Source organism: uncultured Campylobacter sp. (assembly GCF_938045405.1).
Taxonomy (GTDB): domain Bacteria; phylum Campylobacterota; class Campylobacteria; order Campylobacterales; family Campylobacteraceae; genus Campylobacter_B.
In genome coordinates this window covers 1-17,952 of the sequence record NZ_CALIMW010000301.1, presented here as the reverse complement: position 1 = coordinate 17,952, position 17,952 = coordinate 1, and the positions used below count along the sequence as shown (strand labels likewise).

The 17,952-nt window shown below is 48.2% G+C and carries 15 protein-coding genes; 6 read left to right on the top strand and 9 right to left on the bottom strand.

The genetic code is table 11. The annotated features are described in order from the left end of the window. The 5 genes from Q0140_RS12555 to thiC all read right to left on the bottom strand — a co-directional run. The coding region (locus Q0140_RS12555) for a tetrahydrodipicolinate N-succinyltransferase N-terminal domain-containing protein (RefSeq protein ID WP_297965051.1) at positions 1–281 on the bottom strand (281 nt) is incomplete at its 3' end. Between the two features lie 14 nt (positions 282–295). Then, entirely contained in the window at positions 296–1,324 is a 1,029-nt protein-coding gene (locus Q0140_RS12550) for a hypothetical protein (protein WP_297901185.1), read from the bottom strand. 27 nt (positions 1,325–1,351) lie between these two features. After that, entirely contained in the window at positions 1,352–2,377 is a 1,026-nt protein-coding gene (locus Q0140_RS12545; RefSeq protein ID WP_297901187.1) for a hypothetical protein, read from the bottom strand. A 955-nt stretch (positions 2,378–3,332) separates the two neighbouring features. Further along, on the bottom strand, positions 3,333–4,427 hold the full coding sequence (locus tag Q0140_RS12540) for an Mrp/NBP35 family ATP-binding protein (RefSeq protein WP_297965049.1): 1,095 nt from the start codon (positions 4,425–4,427) through the stop codon (positions 3,333–3,335). Continuing rightward, complete coding sequence (thiC, locus tag Q0140_RS12535) at positions 4,424–5,731, bottom strand: phosphomethylpyrimidine synthase ThiC (protein ID WP_297965047.1); 1,308 nt, start codon at positions 5,729–5,731, stop codon at positions 4,424–4,426. Before thiC ends, Q0140_RS12540 begins: the two co-directional genes overlap by 4 nt. Positions 5,732–5,948: 217 nt before the next feature. Here thiC and ispF point away from each other — a divergent pair, with 217 nt between their 5' ends. The 5 genes from ispF (at position 5,949) to Q0140_RS12510 (ending at position 12,448) form a co-directional block, all read left to right on the top strand. Beyond that, positions 5,949–7,271 (top strand): 2-C-methyl-D-erythritol 2,4-cyclodiphosphate synthase, encoded by a 1,323-nt coding sequence (ispF, locus tag Q0140_RS12530; protein WP_297965045.1) that lies wholly within the window; start codon positions 5,949–5,951, stop codon positions 7,269–7,271. Further along, a complete protein-coding gene (locus Q0140_RS12525) occupies positions 7,268–8,131 on the top strand; it encodes a hypothetical protein (protein ID WP_297965044.1) in 864 nt (287 codons plus the stop codon). The genes ispF and Q0140_RS12525 overlap by 4 nt, the downstream gene beginning before the upstream one ends. Further along, the gene (locus tag Q0140_RS12520; RefSeq protein ID WP_297965042.1) at positions 8,109–9,968 is read left to right on the top strand and encodes a hypothetical protein; all 1,860 of its coding nucleotides are present in this window, start codon (positions 8,109–8,111) and stop codon (positions 9,966–9,968) included. Before Q0140_RS12525 ends, Q0140_RS12520 begins: the two co-directional genes overlap by 23 nt. A 735-nt stretch (positions 9,969–10,703) precedes the next feature. Continuing rightward, the gene (locus Q0140_RS12515) at positions 10,704–11,240 is read left to right on the top strand and encodes a phosphatidylglycerophosphatase A (RefSeq protein ID WP_297965040.1); all 537 of its coding nucleotides are present in this window, start codon (positions 10,704–10,706) and stop codon (positions 11,238–11,240) included. Positions 11,241–11,743: 503 nt separating this feature from the next. Continuing rightward, a complete protein-coding gene (locus Q0140_RS12510; RefSeq protein ID WP_297965039.1) occupies positions 11,744–12,448 on the top strand; it encodes an alpha/beta hydrolase in 705 nt (234 codons plus the stop codon). Positions 12,449–12,930: 482 nt separating this feature from the next. Here Q0140_RS12510 and Q0140_RS12505 read toward each other — a convergent pair whose 3' ends face one another. The 3 genes from Q0140_RS12505 to Q0140_RS12495 are packed head-to-tail and all read right to left on the bottom strand — an operon-like array spanning position 12,931 to position 13,888. Then, on the bottom strand, positions 12,931–13,398 hold the full coding sequence (locus tag Q0140_RS12505) for a hypothetical protein (RefSeq protein ID WP_297922228.1): 468 nt from the start codon (positions 13,396–13,398) through the stop codon (positions 12,931–12,933). Continuing rightward, complete coding sequence (locus tag Q0140_RS12500; RefSeq protein ID WP_297965038.1) at positions 13,395–13,631, bottom strand: hypothetical protein; 237 nt, start codon at positions 13,629–13,631, stop codon at positions 13,395–13,397. The genes Q0140_RS12505 and Q0140_RS12500 overlap by 4 nt, the downstream gene beginning before the upstream one ends. Next, a complete protein-coding gene (locus Q0140_RS12495) occupies positions 13,628–13,888 on the bottom strand; it encodes a hypothetical protein (protein WP_177388007.1) in 261 nt (86 codons plus the stop codon). Before Q0140_RS12495 ends, Q0140_RS12500 begins: the two co-directional genes overlap by 4 nt. A gap of 69 nt (positions 13,889–13,957) precedes the next feature. On the opposite strand from Q0140_RS12495, the gene uvrB reads away from it, so the two are divergent. After that, the gene (uvrB, locus tag Q0140_RS12490) at positions 13,958–15,934 is read left to right on the top strand and encodes an excinuclease ABC subunit UvrB (RefSeq protein ID WP_297965037.1); all 1,977 of its coding nucleotides are present in this window, start codon (positions 13,958–13,960) and stop codon (positions 15,932–15,934) included. A gap of 1,296 nt (positions 15,935–17,230) precedes the next feature. Here the strand turns inward: uvrB and Q0140_RS12485 are convergent. Beyond that, the gene (locus tag Q0140_RS12485; RefSeq protein ID WP_297965036.1) at positions 17,231–17,692 is read right to left on the bottom strand and encodes a hypothetical protein; all 462 of its coding nucleotides are present in this window, start codon (positions 17,690–17,692) and stop codon (positions 17,231–17,233) included. Positions 17,693–17,952: the final 260 nt, after the last annotated feature.

Here is a 17,952-nt window from a genome sequence, read left to right as displayed (position 1 = left end):
TTTTTTAGGGCTTTGTGCGTTAGCGGAAGGACGCACTCACTACCGCTAAAATCCATGACCTCGCCGCATTCGGTTAGAGCATGGATTAGCACTGCTGCGCTTACTAGCCCATCTTTAAAATTTACGTGCGCGTAATTCACGCTTAAGCTTTTATGCCCCTCCGCACGCCCCTTAAACACGCGCCCAACCGCCCACATGATCGGATCGCGGTAGCCTTTGGCTGCTCGCACGCCCTGTATAAGCTCATTCAACTCCTCTATCGTTTTAAATTCTTTAGACATTCTTACTCCTAAAATTAATTAAAAATATCGTTTATTTTACCGCCTTTTAGGCACTTTTCACGATCGATTTCGATTTGTTTTTTGAGCTCGGCGTCCTTGGCAAACACGCTTTCATCCACCAAAGTACTCGGCAAATTTATCATAATCGCGTCGTGAGAGCCGCTAAAACCGCTTAAATTTTGTCCAAAATCTTTTTTAATGAGCTCGTTTTTGCTACTTATATCTCCGCCATCGCAGTGAAAGTCCGATCCGCCGCCAACACAATCGCATCTTATTTTGGTATTATCATCGTATACACGATTCACCAAATAAACGTTTTCTTTCAAATTTATACTGCTTATCGGATTAAAAACGAGTACGGCTATAATTTTATTATTATGCGGATTTGACACCTCCCAGCGTACGGCACGATATGAACTTAGCATCACTACAAGCGGCTTTTTCGATTTTTCTAGCGCGACGACTACTTTATTATCATTCACATCACTTTCGTAAATGGCAGCTAGCCATATATCGAAATTTTGACCTTTTAGCTTAGCAGCTACCTCGCTTTGTTTATAAAAATTTGGCTCATCCTTAAAATCCACCAAAAGGCTAGTGGTATGCCAATTGTTGGCGAACCAAACCTCGATCTTGTGGCGCCCTTTACTAAATTTATGTACGACGGCTTTGTTTCTAGCATTTTCGGAGTCGTATATCTGCTCGCCGTCTATCGCAATACGTAAATTCGCCCAACTAAAATCCGCCAAAATCATCTGTTGCACATCCTGCTTGAAGTCGAAATTCCCGACCCAATAGGCGATAAATTTTTCGGAAGGTATTTTGTGGAACTTGTCGTAAGCGAAATTTAAATTTATATTTTCGACCGTTTCTGAGAAAACGACGGTTTTCGGATCGTCTTTATTTAAGTAAAAAGCCAAAAACTTATCCGCCGGAATCTGCTTGCCCGCTGTGATCTCACTCGCCCATTTTTGTGTGTCGTTAGCGTTTGCACAAGCAAGAAATACGCAAAAAGCCAGTAAAAATACTCTTAAAATTTTCATTTTTTCCTCCAAATTTTAAATTTCATCTTACCTAAACACATCATCCATCGGCGTGCTTTCGCATTTCTTGCGGTCCGCTTCTACCGAGAGTAGGCGAGCTTTGCTTTCGTCTAAAATTTTTGGTGTAATAACAAGCCCCGGCAAATCTAAGGAATTTACGGCGTGCTTGCCGGCAAATGCCCCTAGGCCTCTGCCAAATATCCCGTTTACACGCCCGTTCATATCATAAATCTCGCTGCCGTCGCAGTGAAAGACATTGCCGGAGATGCACTCGCATTTAAGCCCATCCGCAGCCTCTGTGTATCTGTAATCCTCGACGTAAAGCGCACCGCTTACACCACGGACGCTACTAATGGGATTGTAAATTAACACGGCTAGAATTTCATTCTTTTGCGGATTTGAGATCTCCCACTCCACGGCGCGATATGAGCTAAGCAGCAGCACGATGGGCTTATCGGATTTGGCTAAATTTAGCTTGACGCGATTATTCATCTGCGCGCTTTCGTAGATCGCGCCCAGCCACAGGTCGTAGTCCTTATCCGCAGGGATCTTGGCTACGGCGTCTTTTTGACGATAAAAGGGCTCTACATCTTTAAAATCCACGAAAAGCTCGCTGGAATGCGCGTCATTTAAAAACCACGCTTCGATCTTGTGCTTGCCCTTGCTAAATTTATACGTAAGCGGGCGCTTTTGATTGCTAGATGTTCCGCCTAGCACGTCCGTGCCATCCACGGCGATTACCAGCGTAGACCAGCCGTAATCTCCTAGCACCATCTTTTCGACATCTGCGTCGAAATTAAACTCGCCGACCCAATACGCCATAAGATTTGGAGATGGAATTTCATGAAAGGAATTTCCTTCGTAATTGACGCTGATGCGATCGACATTTTCAGAGAAAACCACCTTCTTAGGCTCATCTTTATTCAGATAAAACGCCAAAAACTTATCCTGCGGGATCTGCGCATCCGCAGTAATCTCTTTCGCCCATTTTTGCATATTGCTCTCTTGCGCGAACGCCGCAAATGCAAGCACCAAAATAATCAAAAACCTCATTACCGACCTTTCTTATTTCGTATAAAAGTAAAATCCCTAAACCTAAAAGCCCTAGGCTTAGGGATTTTGCCGCTTTAGCTTCCTGCCTATACGAATAAAATTCCAACTGCTTAAATTTCAGCTGCGCGAGAAATTTACTTCCGCAATCACTACAGATAAAATTCCATCCCAAATAAACTCTACATAGGCTTTCGCAGATAAACTCCACCGCCATAAGGCCCGGCGAAATAAAAATTTAAACTAGCGCAATGCTGCGACTACCACTAAAAAGCTAGGCGCGATAAAATTTCAAGCCTAAAATTCATATTTTAAAGCCCCATCTTAAAATTTTAAAACAGAGCTTTAGCGATAAAATTTCACATTTTAAAATTCCGCGGCAAAGCTTTATACTTAAATTTTACATTTGAAAACTCCAAGGCGGAATTCTACGGCAAATTTTACCTCGTTGAATTGCGCGTTTGGAATTTAATTTTCGCCGTTAAATTCTGCGCTTAGAATTTTATCTGAACCCTCAAACAACGAAGCTTGGGTAAAATTGTAGCTCGAAATTTCAAACTACGAAATTTCGTCTGCCCAAATTTTGCGAGCGCTATAAAATTGCTCAAAATCAAAGCGGAATTTCAAGCTCTAAAATTTAGTATGAAATCCCGTGCTACGAAACTCTACACGAAATTCTATACACAAAAATTTTACTGACGCCGTAAAATTACTTCAAAATTTCGTGGCGAAATTTTAACGCAGAATTTCGAGCTATAAAATTCAGCGTGAAATTTTACCCGCTAAATTTACGGGCAAAATTCTATGACGGATTTGTATACCGAAATTTTGCGAGCATTATAAAATTTGCAGCGAAATTAGGCGTGAAATTTCAAACTATGAAATTCCGCGTTGAATTTCAATCTGCAAAATTCAAGAGAAATTCCACGCGAAATTTGACGCTACGCCCGCTAAAGTCCTAATTCGAGCAGGCGCTCTTGCCGTCCATCACCGGCTGGATCGCGGAGTTATCCGCCAGCTCCTCGCGGTCGATCTTCTCGATCTTTTCCCACAGCTTGCGCGCGGCCTGCTCGTAGCGCTTCGCACTCAAAGAATCGGGCGCATAGAAGCTCACCGGCTTGCCGCTGTCGCCGCCCTCGCGGATAGCGATCTCGATCGGGATCTCGCCGATTACTTCGGTGTTGTATCGCTGCGCCAGCTTTTGCGCGCCGCCGCGACCGAAGATATCGTACTCCTTGCCGTTATCGGGGCAGATGAAGCCGCTCATATTCTCGATAAGGCCTGCGATCGGGATGTGGAGCTTTTCGAACATATCAAGCCCGCGCGCGCTGTCGTCCAGCGCGACCGTCTGCGGCGTCGTAACGCACACGCCCGCCGTCACCGGCACGCTCTGAGCCAAGGTAAGCTGCGCGTCGCCCGTACCCGGAGGCATGTCCAAAAACAGTACGTCCAGATCGCTCCACGCCACGTCTTTTAGCAGCTGCTCGATCGCCTTCATTATCATCGAGCCGCGCCAGATGAGGCTCGCGCCCTCCTCCATCAGCACGCCCATGCTCATCATCTCCACGCCGTGGCTTAAGATCGGCTTTAGCTTCTGCCCCACGACGCTTGCTTGCGTCTTATCCTCTCCTAGCATTCGCGGCAAATTCGGCCCGTAAATATCGGCATCCAAAATCCCCACTCTCTTGCCGAGCTTTGCCGTGCTGATGGCTAAATTTAGCGTCGTCGTGCTCTTGCCTACGCCGCCCTTGCCGCTGCTGATCATCACGAAATGCTTGATCTGCGGCGCGATATTTTTGCCGCTGCGAGAGTTGCTCTTTTCCTCGGCGATCTTGGGCTGTTTGATTAAAATTTCCACGTCCGCCCCTAGCGCCTTTTGCGCCGCCGATCTGAGCTCTGCGGCGATCTCAGGCTTGGCGCTGGGGATTTCGATCCCTACGAAAATTCTATCGCCGATCTCGACCTCTTTTACAAATCCAAAATCCACGATGCTTTTAGAAAAGCCCGGATAGATCACGCTTTTAAGCAAATTCAAGACTTCGTCTTTACTCATTCCTTCTCCTTATTTTCGGTTAAATTTCTACTGATTTTATATGCGCAAAATTTCGGCCCGCACATCGAGCAAAACTCCGCGCCCTTGTAAATTTCATCGCCCAGGCTCTCGTCGTGCAGCTCGCGCGCATGCGCAGGATCTAAGCTAAGCTCAAACTGCCTGTTCCAATCAAAACCATACCGCGCATCGCTCATCGCGTGATCGCGCTCTATCGCGTCCGCTTTGCCTAACGCGACGTCCGCGGCATGAGCGGCGATTTTATGCGCGATGATGCCCTCTCTGACGTCGCTTGCATTGGGAAGGCCTAGATGCTCCTTCGGCGTTACGTAGCAGAGCATGCTAGCGCCGCAATACGCAGCCATCGTCCCGCCGATAGCCGAGCTGATGTGATCGTAGCCCGCGCCGATGTCGGTCGGAAGCGGCCCCAGCACGTAAAACGGCGCGTCGCGGCAGAGCTTGCGCTCTAGCTGCATATTTAGCTCGATCTCGTTAAACGGGATATGCCCCGGCCCCTCGATCATCACCTGCACGTTTTTTTCATTCGCGCGCAGGGCTAGCTCGCCTAAAATTTCAAGCTCGCTAAGCTGCGCCCTATCGGTCGCATCGTATAAGCAACCGGGGCGCAAGCCGTCGCCCAGAGATAGCGATACGTCGTAGGCGGCGCAGATATCGCAAATTTCATCAAACGCTTCGTAGAAGGGGTTTTGCTTGTGAAATTTCATCATCCACGACGCTATCAGCGAGCCGCCTCTGCTTACGATACCCATCTTGCGACGGGACAGCAGCGGCATAAACTCGAGCTTAAAACCCGCATGGATCGTGAAATAATCCACCCCCTGCCGCGCCTGCTTCTCGATCGTGCTAAGAATAGCGCTCGTTTTTAAATTTTTAATATCGCCCAGCTCATGGATCATCTGATAGATCGGCACCGTGCCTATGGGTACGGGCGAGCGCTCGATTATCGCGGCGCGGATCTCGTCCAAATCGCCGCCCGTGCTTAGATCCATCACCGTATCGGCGCCGTATTTTAAGCAGGCCTCAAGCTTTTCCAGCTCGCCCTCAATATCGCTCGTCGTGCCCGAGGAGCCGATGTTGGCGTTGATCTTGCACCGCAGCGCGCGCCCGATGCCGATGGGTTTTAGGCTTTTGTGATTAACGTTTGCGGGGATGATCGCTCTTCCTTGCGCGATGAGGTCGCACAAGGCCCGCACGTCCATGTGCTCGCTTTGCGCGACCTCTCTCATCTGTGGCGTCAGCTCGCCTTTTTTTGCAAAATAGATCTGTGATACGCAGCTTTCGGTCATTTTCGCCTCGCTTCTTAAAAATGCGCGTATAATATAACAAATTTCATTAATCCTTACTTTTCTTTTGCCGTTTATTTTCGTAACGCAGGCTGAAATTTCGCCGCCGCGCCGCATAAATTTACGCCTAAGATTAAGATATTTTAGCGCGCAAGCCGCGATTAATTTTGCTTTCATTTTTAATACGTATAATTTCGTAACAAAATTTCAAGGATAAAATTTGAAAGATATATCGCTGATTTTGCTCGCCGCGGGCGATTCGAGCAGGTTTGAGCTGAGCGTCAAAAAGCAGTGGCTGCGCGTGGGCGAGCTGCCGCTTTGGCAATACGTCGCGCAGAGCATTGCGCGGGCGCACCCATTTAAAAAGATCGTAATCGCCGTAAACGAAGAGGACGCGAGCTATTGCGAGCGCCTCTATGCGTGCAGCTCGGCTTCGGCGCGCGGCAAAAGCGCAGAGTGCGGCACGAGCGAGTATAAATTTCAAAGAAAGCAGGGCGGGATCGAATGCGGCGCAGATGATCTAAACGACGCAAGCAAGCCGCGGGGTGCGGAAAATTTTAAAGCTCAAGTCGGATGCGGCGCAGATGAATGCGGGCCTGCAAATTTAAAATTTCACTTCGCCCCAGGCGGCGCAAATCGCCAAAGCTCGCTAAAAAACGCGCTAAAGCTCGTAGAGAGCGAGCTCGTGCTCGTAAGCGACGTGGCGCGCGCGCAAATTTCGCCAGGGCTAATCTCCTCGCTGATACGAAATTTAGGCAGCGCGGACTGCATCAGCCCCTATCTTGGCGTAAATGACACGACCTACCTCGGCGAGGACGTAGTTAAGAGGGAGGAGCTACGCCTCATCCAAACGCCGCAGCTTTCGCGTACGGCGCTACTTAAAAAGGCGCTTGAGGGAAGCGAAATTTTTACCGACGACAGCGCGGCGGTCCGCAGCGCGGGCGGACGGTTGGAATTTATAAAAGGCGAAGCAGGCGCGCTTAAGATCACGCGCGCAAGCGATCTGGCGGCGCTAAATTTAAAACCCTGCTCGCGCGATATCTTTTGCGGTACGGGTTACGACGTGCATGCGCTTGAAAAAGGCGCGGGCATCGTGCTCGGCGGCGTACAGATCCCGTGCGAATTCGCACTGATCGCGCACAGCGACGGCGACGTAGCGATCCACGCCCTAATCGACGCTATTTGCGGCGCAGCGATGCTGGGAGACATCGGCGAGCTCTTTCCAGATAGCGACGCTAAGCTTGAAGGCGCGGATAGCAAGGAGCTGTTACGAAAGGTAATGCGGCGCGTTAGGGGCTACGGCTATGAACTCGTAAATGCCGATATTACGATCATCGCGCAACGCCCGAAGATCGGCGCTTACAAAGCGCAGATACAAGAGGTTTTAAGCGAAATTTTAAACTGCGCGCGCGTCAATGTCAAAGCGACCACGACCGAAGGGCTGGGATTTACGGGCAGAAGCGAAGGCATCGCCGCGCAGGCTGCGGTAAATTTAAAATTTTACGACTGGCAAAAGCACGCAGCAAAGGCGCAGGACGTATGAAAATTTTAATAATCGAGAGCGAAAGCTATCTTGCTCAAAGCATCGCAAACAAGCTGGGCGCGCTGGGGCATGAATGCACTAACGCGGCGAGTTTGGCGACCGCAGCAGGCCTTGCGGAGGAGTTTGAGGCGGTGCTGCTCTCTACGAGCTGGAGCGGCGCGAGCTTTTATCCGCTGATCGAAAAATTTAAGCGCTCGATCATAATTTTGATGGTCGCCTACGTCGATAGCGAAACGGTGCTAAACCCCGTAAAAGCGGGCGCGACAGACTATATCCAAAAGCCATTTATGATAGAGGAGCTCATCAAAAAGATCGAGCATTACGCGCAGTTTCGCTCGCTAAAATCACAAAACGAAGCCTACGAGGCGCTGCTTAAAGAGGCCTCCCTTTCGTGCGAAATACCGCACACGCGTTTAGCGCAGATAAAATTTCCGCTTCTTTTGCGCGGCGATGCGGCAGCGCGGGCTGCGGCGGTATTTAAGATCGCACTCGCGCTAAAATCGCGCCTTAAAATTCTATCCGCGCAAAGCCCTGAGCTGCTAGAACGCGGCGCGGAGATTTTTTACGCACCAGATTTTGATAGCCTAAGCGGCGCACAGAAGGAAAAATTTCTAAGCAAAACCAAATCCATGCGCGTAATCGCCGGATCTATCGGCGCGCAAAAGGGCTTTAACGACGAAATTACGCTTGGCAGCAGCAAAGAACGCAGTGAAATTTTAAGCATCGAAGAATACGTAAAGCTCACGATCGTAGCGCACCAAGACGAGTATTTCGACTCCGATCTGGCGGCGGCACTTGGGATTTCTCGAAAATCGCTTTGGGAGAAAAGGAAAAAATATGGCATCGCAAGAAAAAAATAGCCACGCGCGCTCGACATGGATCGCAGACGGGACAGAAATTTCACGCGATACCGGCAATTTAAACGAAATAAAACCGCTTGAAAGCGAAGGGATTTCAAGCGGCACAAAAACCCTAAACGCTACAAAAGCTTCGAGCGATGCGGCGCTAAATTTAAAGGCAAAGCAAAATTTAAAAACGATGCGGAATTTAAAAATGTCAAAGACGAGCAATGCCAGAAAAGACGAGGCGCGAGCTAAGGGCGCGGCAAGAAATTTAAAAGCAGAGCAAGCCGGAAGCGAGAGCAAAAGCGCAAATAATAGCGCAACGCAAATCCGCAAGATAGTGATCTCGCGCTCCGACCTAAACGTCTTGAGCCTGCTCGCAAACGGCGCTTTCGGCAAGAGCTGCGAGCTACTGCGCCCAAGCAAGCTAAGCGTATGCGGCATAAATTTCGTTTTTTCCTGCGCGGACGCAAAAAAGGGCGATATTTTGGAGCTTTATCTCCGCAAGGACGGCATAGCCGAACGCGCCAAAAATTCGCTTAGCGGCGAGAGCGGCGCGTATTTGCTAGCTAAAGAATCGCGCAACTTGCAGGATGGAGTTTCTGCCGCGGCGCAAAACGAGCAGAGCTTTGCGAAAAGCGGCACGGATTTTGCGCGCACTGCAAGTGCGCAAAGCGCTATAAACGCCACAAGCGAGGGCTTAGACCATATAGAAAGCCTTACTGCGAGCTATGATCAAACTTTTACTTGCAGCGCAGATACAAAATCTGCGAAAAACGCCACTTTGGATTTGGCGAAAAGCTCTAGTGAAAATTCTGCGGTAAATTCCGCGCGGAGCATTGCCGAAAATTCTGCGATAAATCGCGTTTGTAGCGCAGATGCAAAATCCGTAGCAAATTCGGCGAGAAATTTTATTTCAAATTCCACTGAAAATTTCATCAAAAATCCCGCTTCTTGCGAGCTTGTAGCGCGCATAGACGTTAGCGACGTTTATGCCCCAAGCGCAAGCGAGGTCGCAGACTCGGTGTTTCAAAACGCATACGCAGAGCAAACTGCGGTGCAGGGGCGCATCACGCTGCTAAAAAATGGTCTTGCAGAGCAAATCGCGCGCATAAAAAAAGTCGCAAGCTCGCTTGCCGCGCCTAAAATTTCAGCGTTTTTTACCTGCGCCGATCCGATCCACCGCGTGCATGAGCGGCTGATTAGGCACATGATCGACAAGGCGGATTTCGTGGTGATTTTTTTGACCGGCACGAGCAGCGCGGATGCCCTGCCCTACGAGCTACGCAAAAAAACGCTAAGCTATTTGCTGCAGAATTTTTTGGTCGCACAACGCGCCATGATGATCGATCTGGGCTCGCTTGCGATTTTTGACGACAAGCCCGCCCTACAGTGCGCGATCGCAAAAAATTTAGGTATAAACAAAATAATTTTTGGGCAAAATCACGCAAATATGGAGCTATTTTTCGAAGGAGGCGGCGTGCATTCGGTGCTGGACGAGTATCAAAAGCGCGGCGAAATCGAGATTTTGCTGATGCCCGAATACGTCTATTGCGAGAAGTGCAAGGTGCTAGTAAGCACCAAAAACTGCCCTCACGGCGCTCATCATCACGTGCATTACCGTACGCAAAATCTCAAGGCACTGCTGCGCGCGGGGATCTTGCCGCCCGCGATTTTTATGCGTAAAGAGATCTCGGCGATGATTTTAAGCGAGCTTTTCCCCGCGCGATTTTCGGATCTGCAAAAGCTCTACGACGAGCTTTTTCCAAACAGCGGGATCTTGCAGAGCCACGGCGAGAGCGAGTTTTACGAGCAGCTGATGCAGCTGTATCAAACCAGCGCGCTAAAGACGTAGCTCTCGAGGGCGCAACGCAAAAATGACGTGGAATTTGCGGCATCTAGGCGAGAGTAAAATTTCGTGGTGTTAGAATTTACGGCGGCTAGACGTAAAGTAAAATTTCATAGTGCGGAAAGAAAGGACTGTGCGGAATTTTATAGCATAAAGAGCGGCGGACGCAGATTTGGCGTAAAATTTTGCGGTACAACGAAGCTAAATTTTTAGAGCATTAGCAGCGGTACGATAAAACGAGCTTTAAATTTTAAAGTCTTGGCTTCGTAGCAAATTTATAACGGCGCAGTAAATTTTGCGGCGAAGCGGATTTAAAATTTTAAGGCGTGATGGATGTATAAATTAGAAGTGCGGCGGATCTAAATTTTAAGCTTGCGACAAGCGAGCTTAAAATTTTAAAATTAGGCGGTCGCTGCGAGTTACAGCGCAAAACTCGGATGCAGCGCAACGACTGCTCGCCCACGCAAAATGCCGTGCGTTTGCGGACGGGTTTGAAAACTCCACGCAGGCGAGCAAAATTTTAAAATTTTTACGCAAATGAGTAGAAATTTAAAATTCCTACATTAGCGAGCGAGTAGAACTGATTTCGTGTAGGCGGGCGAAATTTAAATTCTATATGCACGAACAAAATTTAAAATTTCCTCGCACGCGCGAACGAAATTTAAAATTTCTGTGCGTGAGCGAATGCTCTAATTAAAATAAGCGGTAAAATTTTAAAAAGCAAAATTTAAAAGGACAATTATGGATAAAATTTTCGTTACATTTTTCGGCGCGGGGCTACTAAAGCCCGCGCCCGGCACTTGGGGCAGCATCGCAGGCTGGATAGTGGGGCTGGTGGTCTTGATGCTCGCGGGCGAGGTGACGCTGTTTTTGTGCGCCGGCCTCGTTTTTTTCGTCTCGCTTAAGATCGTAAGCGATTACGAAAGGCGGGTAGGCGCGCACGATAACAGCGAGATCGTCATCGATGAAGTCGTGGGGGTGTGGATCGCGATGTGCGTCGCTGCGCCCGTGGGCGAGATCTTTTCGCTGCCGCTGCCGGAGCTGATCGCGGGCTTTGAGAGTAGCAGGATATCGATCGTCGCGATGATTTTGGCGCTGCTGTTTTTCAGGGCGTTTGACATCCGCAAGCCCTCGATCATCGGGCGCGTGGATCGCGACGTACCAGGCGGGCTCGGCGTGATGCTGGATGACGTGCTGGCGGGCTTTTTCGCGGGGCTTGGGGTTTTGATAGTTATCTCTTTAGGGGTCAAGCTCGGCGCCGCAGGATTGATTTTTTAAGCTTTTTTGGGCGCGATTGCAGCGAACACAGCGCGATTGCGGGCGCTAATAAGCACCGAAATTTTAAAAACCGTATCTTGATCGGGGCTTATGGAATTAGTGCAAATTTTAACTTCTGAGGCGTGAGCCCGCTTGAAATTTAAAATTTAAGCGGTATTTATTCACATAGCCTGCAAATAAAGCGGACGTAAAATTTTAAAATTTTGCACGAGTCGCGATAAAATTTGCGTGGCCTTAAATTTTAAATTTCGCAACTTGCAAAATTCTAAGACATAAAAATTTAATTGCACTGCAAGAATCAAAATTATGCCGCCTGAAATTTCATGCGGCTAAATTTTAAAACAAAGCGGCAGGTACAGCTCGCGCGTAAAATTTTAAAATTTATCGCTAATCGCAGGCAGTCTATAAGGGCATGCTATTAAATTTTTGGCAATATTTATGGTTTTGCTTGTAGCATTGCCGCAAAATGCGGGTATCGACGCAAAAATTTAAAGGAACGAAAAATGCAAAAGAGCGCGATTGAGATACGCGGCATTCCCGCCGCCGTTTGGGGGAGTCGCTCGGAAAAGGTTTATATCTACGCTCACGGGCAAGGCGGAAGCAAGGAGGATGCGGAGCTTTTGGCTTCCGTCGTTTGCAAGCAAGGCCGGCAGGTAATTAGCTTTGACCTGCCCGGGCACGGACAGAGGCGGCACGAGCCCGCTTCTTGCGATCCGAGGCGCACTATTTTGGAATTTCGTGAAATTTTATCGTATGTAAAGAAGCGCTGGGACGAGGTCGCGCTGTTTGCCGTTAGCCTAGGGGCATGGCTCGGCCTGCAAAGCTTCCGCGACGAAAAGCTTAGCGACTGCCTCTTCGTCTCGCCGATACTTGATATGAAATACGTTATTTCAAATATTATGCGTAAGGCTGGCGTTAGCGAGGAGCGATTGAAGCAAGAGCGGATGATTTTGACCCCTGTCTGGCAACCGCTTTTTTGGGAATATTGGAGTTTTGTTTTGAACAATCCGATCACTAAGTGGGAAACGCCGAGCCGAATTCTATACGCAGAAAACGACGATATGACGCCTCTTTGTATCGTTAGAAATTTTGCGCAGAAGTTCGACTGCGACTTAAGCGTTATGAAAAACGGCGAGCATTGGTTCCATACGCCGCAGCAGCTAGATTATTTACGCAGTTGGATTAAATCGGCAATTGAGAATCTCTGATAAAAATTATATGAAAATTTTAAAACTCACGCCCAAGCCCGCGCCGATAAAATTCCGCGCGTCTTCGGGGTGCAAATTTCATAAATTTAAGATGATCTTGATATTTTGCTTTAATACGCTTGTTTTATGAGGCGCTTTTCGCAGATCCAGCCACAGCTCTCATCGCTGTCACGCGAGGGGCATAGCTTCAAAGCACACATTTCATAAATTTAACCGCAATAGCATAAATCACGACCGCTATGAATTATAAACTAAAATATGATTAATTTTAGCCGATAAGCTGTCAATATATAAATGCAAAAATACCGATTTTAAAGCTAAATTTTAAAAAATACCTATAAAGATGAATTCTTGAAATATTAGCATGTTTTTGGCACGAGGTGCGAGCCGACGCACGGCTACGCACTTCACTAGCACTATCGCGCTCATGCTGCACGGATGCTTTACGAATCCATAGCAGTAGCGCGATTAAATTTTAAAAATTATTTGCCTATCCTAAAGCCATTTAGCTTCATATAAGTCGTATCTTTATGAAATGCTTCGCAGCGCTCCCTGTTGCGGTTGATGTTTGAGGTCTCGAAAAAATATCCATCACTATCTTGACGCAAGGTGATCGTCGCGCAAAAGATCATATCGTTTTTGAGTTTCGGTCCTACGCCGTAATCAAAGGATTGATTTAAAGTGACGGTTTTTTCTAGATCGCTATCGCTAAACTGTCTGGAGCCCGTCATACTTTTAAGCATTCTAAATCCACCTTGATTGAGGTAATCTCTTTGTATATCCTTAAATACACCTTCAAGCTCGACTGCGTAGGCTTTTACTAAAACCTCATCCTTAGCACCGCTTAATTTAGGATATATTATTTTTACTATCACGAAGATTATAATAGCTAAAAATATTATCCCGCTCACGCCGCCGCCTACTGCCGCACCTTTTCTCATTTTCATCATTTTACTCCTTCGTCGATGTCCTTTACCAAGGCATCTATTTTTTTATTAAGCATGAAATTTTCATAGCTTTTTTGGATATAGGCTTCAAGTAGTTCGCCCGCATCCAGATGATCGCTGCCACGAGTTAAAATCCGCCAATCCCTACCGAAGACCTTCGCAAAGTCATCATCCAGGTTTATCGCGTATTTTTTCGTCAAAGACTTACTCGTCAGCTGAACGGAAATTTCTTTCATTTCTCGCCTAAATTATCGCCTGCCAAAATATCGTCGATCTGCTTGCTTAGATCCTCATCGCTCATCTTGCGATATGCCAGATCGTTTTCAAGCGTGCCAAGCTGCATTCCCAAAGCCTCGTTTTGCGCCTTGACCGTCGCTAGCTCGGTGCGTAGCTTTTCGTTCTCGTCTCTAGCTTCGCTATAGCGTCTAATCAGCTCAGCTACTTTATTGCTTAAGCCCTCGACCTTTTTCTCTTCGTCAAAGATTGATTCCATTATTTCGCCTTTTCTGATATAATTTAAATGAAAATATTACCCAATTTTGGCTTTAAAAAAGGAAAAATTTTGCAAAATTTTAAAATCGAGAGCAAATTCTCCCCGAGCGAGGATCAAGAAAAAGCGATCGAAGGCATCGTCGCGGGCTTTCAAAGCGGCAATAAATACCAAACCCTTCTCGGAGTTACCGGCTCGGGTAAAACTTTTACTATGGCAAATATTATTAAGAGGCTTGGAATTCCGGCGCTCGTAATGACGCATAATAAATCCCTCGCGGCGCAGCTTTATAGCGAATTTAAAGGCTTTTTCCCGCAAAATCACGTCGAGTATTTCATCAGCTACTACGATTATTATCAGCCCGAGGCCTACATCCCCAGGCAGGATCTTTTCATCGAAAAGGACAGCGACGTAAATCAAGAGCTCGAGCGCTTGCGGCTAAGCGCCACTGCAAGCCTGCTAAGCTTCGATGACGTCATCACAGTAGCGTCGGTTTCGGCAAACTACGGCCTGGGCGATCCCGCCGAATACAAAGGCATGGTGCTGTTTTTTGAGATCGGATCAAAATTTAGCACTAAATTTTTGCTTCGCAAGCTCGTCGATATGGGTTACAAACGCAACGACGATTTTTTTGATCGCGGGAATTTTCGCGTAAACGGCGACGTGATCGACATCTACCCCGCGTATTTTAACGACGAGGCATTTAGGGTCGAGTTTTTCGGCGACGAGATAGAGGCGATGTATCATCTGGACGTGCTCGAAAATAAAAAGACGCAAAGCGTCAAAAAATTTATTCTCTACCCGACGAGCCAGTTCATCGTAGGCGAGCAGCGCCTGAAATCAACGATCAAAGGGATCGAGGAGGAGCTTGAGCAGAGGTTAAAATTTTTCGAGGACGCGGGCAAGCTCGTCGAGGCGCAGCGACTGAAAGGGCGAGTGGAGTTTGACCTTGAGATGCTGGGTGCTACGGGGATGTGCAAGGGGATCGAAAACTACGCGCGCTATCTGACCGGTCAAAAGCCGGGCGAGACGCCCTATTCGCTCTTTGATTACTACGAGAGCAAGGGCAAGGACTATCTCGTCATCGTCGATGAAAGCCACGTAAGTCTGCCGCAGTTTCGCGGGATGTTCGCAGGAGATCGCAGCCGCAAAGAAACGCTCGTGCAGTACGGCTTCCGCCTGCCTAGCGCACTTGATAACCGTCCGCTAATGTTTGATGAGTTTATCAATAAAAAGGCTAAATTTCTATTCGTCTCCGCAACGCCAAATGATTACGAGCTTGGTCTTAGCCGCGGAGCCGTATATGAGCAGATACTGCGCCCGACGGGGCTACTTGATCCGCAGATTATCTTAAAAGACAGCGACAACCAGGTCGAAATTTTACACGATATGGCAAAGGAGGTCATCGCACGCGGCGAGCGAATCTTAGTGACCGTGCTAACCAAAAAGATGGCGGAGGAGCTGAGCAAATACTATCTGGAGCTTGGGCTTAAGGTCAAATATATGCACTCGGATATAGATGCGATCGAGCGCAACGAACTCATCCGCGGCCTACGCAGCGGCGAATACGATATGCTAATCGGTATAAATTTGCTCCGCGAGGGGCTCGATCTGCCCGAAGTAAGCCTTATCGCGATCATGGATGCCGATAAAGAGGGCTTTTTGCGCTCGCGCACGAGCCTTATTCAGACGATGGGGCGAGCCGCGCGAAACGTGAACGGGCAGGTCGTGATGTTTTGCAAAAAGATCACCGCTTCGATGCAAGAGGCGATCGACATCACCCAAAAGCGCCGCAAATTTCAAGATGAATACAACCGCGCCCACGGCATAACCCCGCATTCTGCGAGCCGCAATATCGAGGAGAGCCTAAAGATCGAGGACGGCACCGAAATTTTAAGAAAGGGTGCCAATTTAGAGAAGATGCCTGCCGCCGAGCGCGCCAAGATCGTAAAGGAGCTTCGCAAGCAGATGCTCGACGCCGCGGCGGCGCTGGAGTTTGAAAAGGCCGCCGCACTGCGCGATGAGATCGCAAAACTTAGGAAGCTGTAAATCACAAGGCTTAAAGGTGCCGTGAAATTTTGTCGTGAAATTTGCGCGTGAAATTCCACCTGGCGGAGCATTAAATTTGCGCGCGTAATACAGAACGAAATTTGCGCGCCAAATGCCGTCAGGCAGAACATTAAATTTGCGCGATCTACGCGTTAAATGCTGCGAGGCAGAGCGTAAATTTGGGCGTGATGCGAGACGGCGAGTTTTAAAATTTACTCATTAAATTTTAGATAGTTTGAGGCGGATTGCTGCGAGAGCGGTTTTAAAATTTACTCGTTAAATTTAAGATGATTTGCGCGCGAAATTTATACATCGATTTTTCTCGCTAAATTTACACTCCGCGCCCCTGCCGCGCCGGACGTCCGATCCGCAATTTGCGAGCCCGATTTACTCGCGCTTAAAATTTCTACTTTCAGCTTGCTTTGATCTCAAATTCTACGCGGCGCCTGCGCGGCGATCTGCTTTATAAATTTCAAAACAGACCGCCAAGAGCTTTAAAAATTTCACGGGCAAGCTCTGCAAGCAGAATTTTATAGAATTTTAAAAAGCGTAAATTTTGCGGCAAAATTTCATAAAATTTCAAGGAGCGCAAAATTTCGCTGCGCGCCTCTTTGCTTACGGCGCTTTTTGATTCGCGTTCTACGCGCCAAATCGCTAAATTCGCGGCGCGCGTCCCGTCCTTTCCTAGACGCCCGATCCGTAAATCTACGCACCGAACTTTTTGCTCTCGCTAGCTTTCTTATCCGCAAATTTATACAAGAAATTTGCGCACCGAGCTTTTTGTTTCAGCTCGCTTTCGATCCACAATTTGCGAGCCTGATTTGCGGCAGCCCGCACTACCCCACTCTATACCGCCGCGCGCCTTTACGCTTTTTTCTCGCTTTTTTGCATCTCTCTGCACCCATCTTCGACTTTTTCCCGCGCGCGCCCTGCGTTTAAATTCTGTCGCTTCGCTCGCTCAATCCGTAGCAGCTATGAGCGGGCATGCGCCTAGACGCCGAATTTTCGCGCTTTTTACGCGCCGTTGTGCGCGGATACTTTCAAAATTTTACGTAGAATTCCAAGCCTGCCCGCACCTACATTCGCGCCGCCGTCATAAACGCTCGCTTTGAGGGCACGAACGAGGGATTTGCGCGACACGGCGCGGGAAATGAAATTTAGACGCTGCAGTGCGCCGCAAAATTTCAAAACGACAACGAGCCGCGATTAAATTTATCCGCGGGAGCGCGCCATAATGCGCCGATTTACGCGCTGCGTAAATTTTAAAATCGCCTCAATTTAAAATTTTATCCGCGATTAATCCTCCCCGCAAAACTCTAAATTTTCCACGCGCAGCGGTCTTTCGCCCTCAAAAATCACCCCGATGCCGAAAGGCTCGCAAATATCAAGCGCGCCCTCGGCAAATCTCAGCAGCCACTGCGTATCGCGCGCGTAAAACGTGCATTGCGGAAGCTCAAACGGCAGATCGCAAACGGGCACGTCAAGCAGCCTAAGCTCATCCTCGCTCAAACGATACTCGCGCCTAAGCTCGTCTCGCAGGAAGGCAAGAGCGTCTTTTGCGTACCGATCGATGTCTCGGGCGATCCGCCGAGCAAGCGAAATCGTCTCATCGTCCACATCCGCCGTGTCTGCAGACACGAGGCAAAACGGCACCTCACCGAAGCTTTCGCTTTTTAGCTTCAGCTCCGCATACCAAATAAAGCCCTCGTCCGTCGCGACCTTTTCAAGCTCGCCAAATTCCCAAGCCATTTTTTGCATTTTATCTCCGCCTCTATTTTCGCGTCATCTTTTAAAATTTTGATGCCACACCCGTTTTTTGCGCGCTGTGTTTAATCCCCGCCGAAATAGAATCCCGCTCGCTTCTTAAGCGGACGAGCAATGATAACGAAACAGGTTGCTTTTAAATTTTAAAATTTCAATGCAAGCCGCTTTAAAATTTAAAATTTTAAAAGACCCGCTACCGTCCGCCGCGAGCGGTAATGAAATTTTAACGCCGCGTCTTACAGCAAAATTTTAAA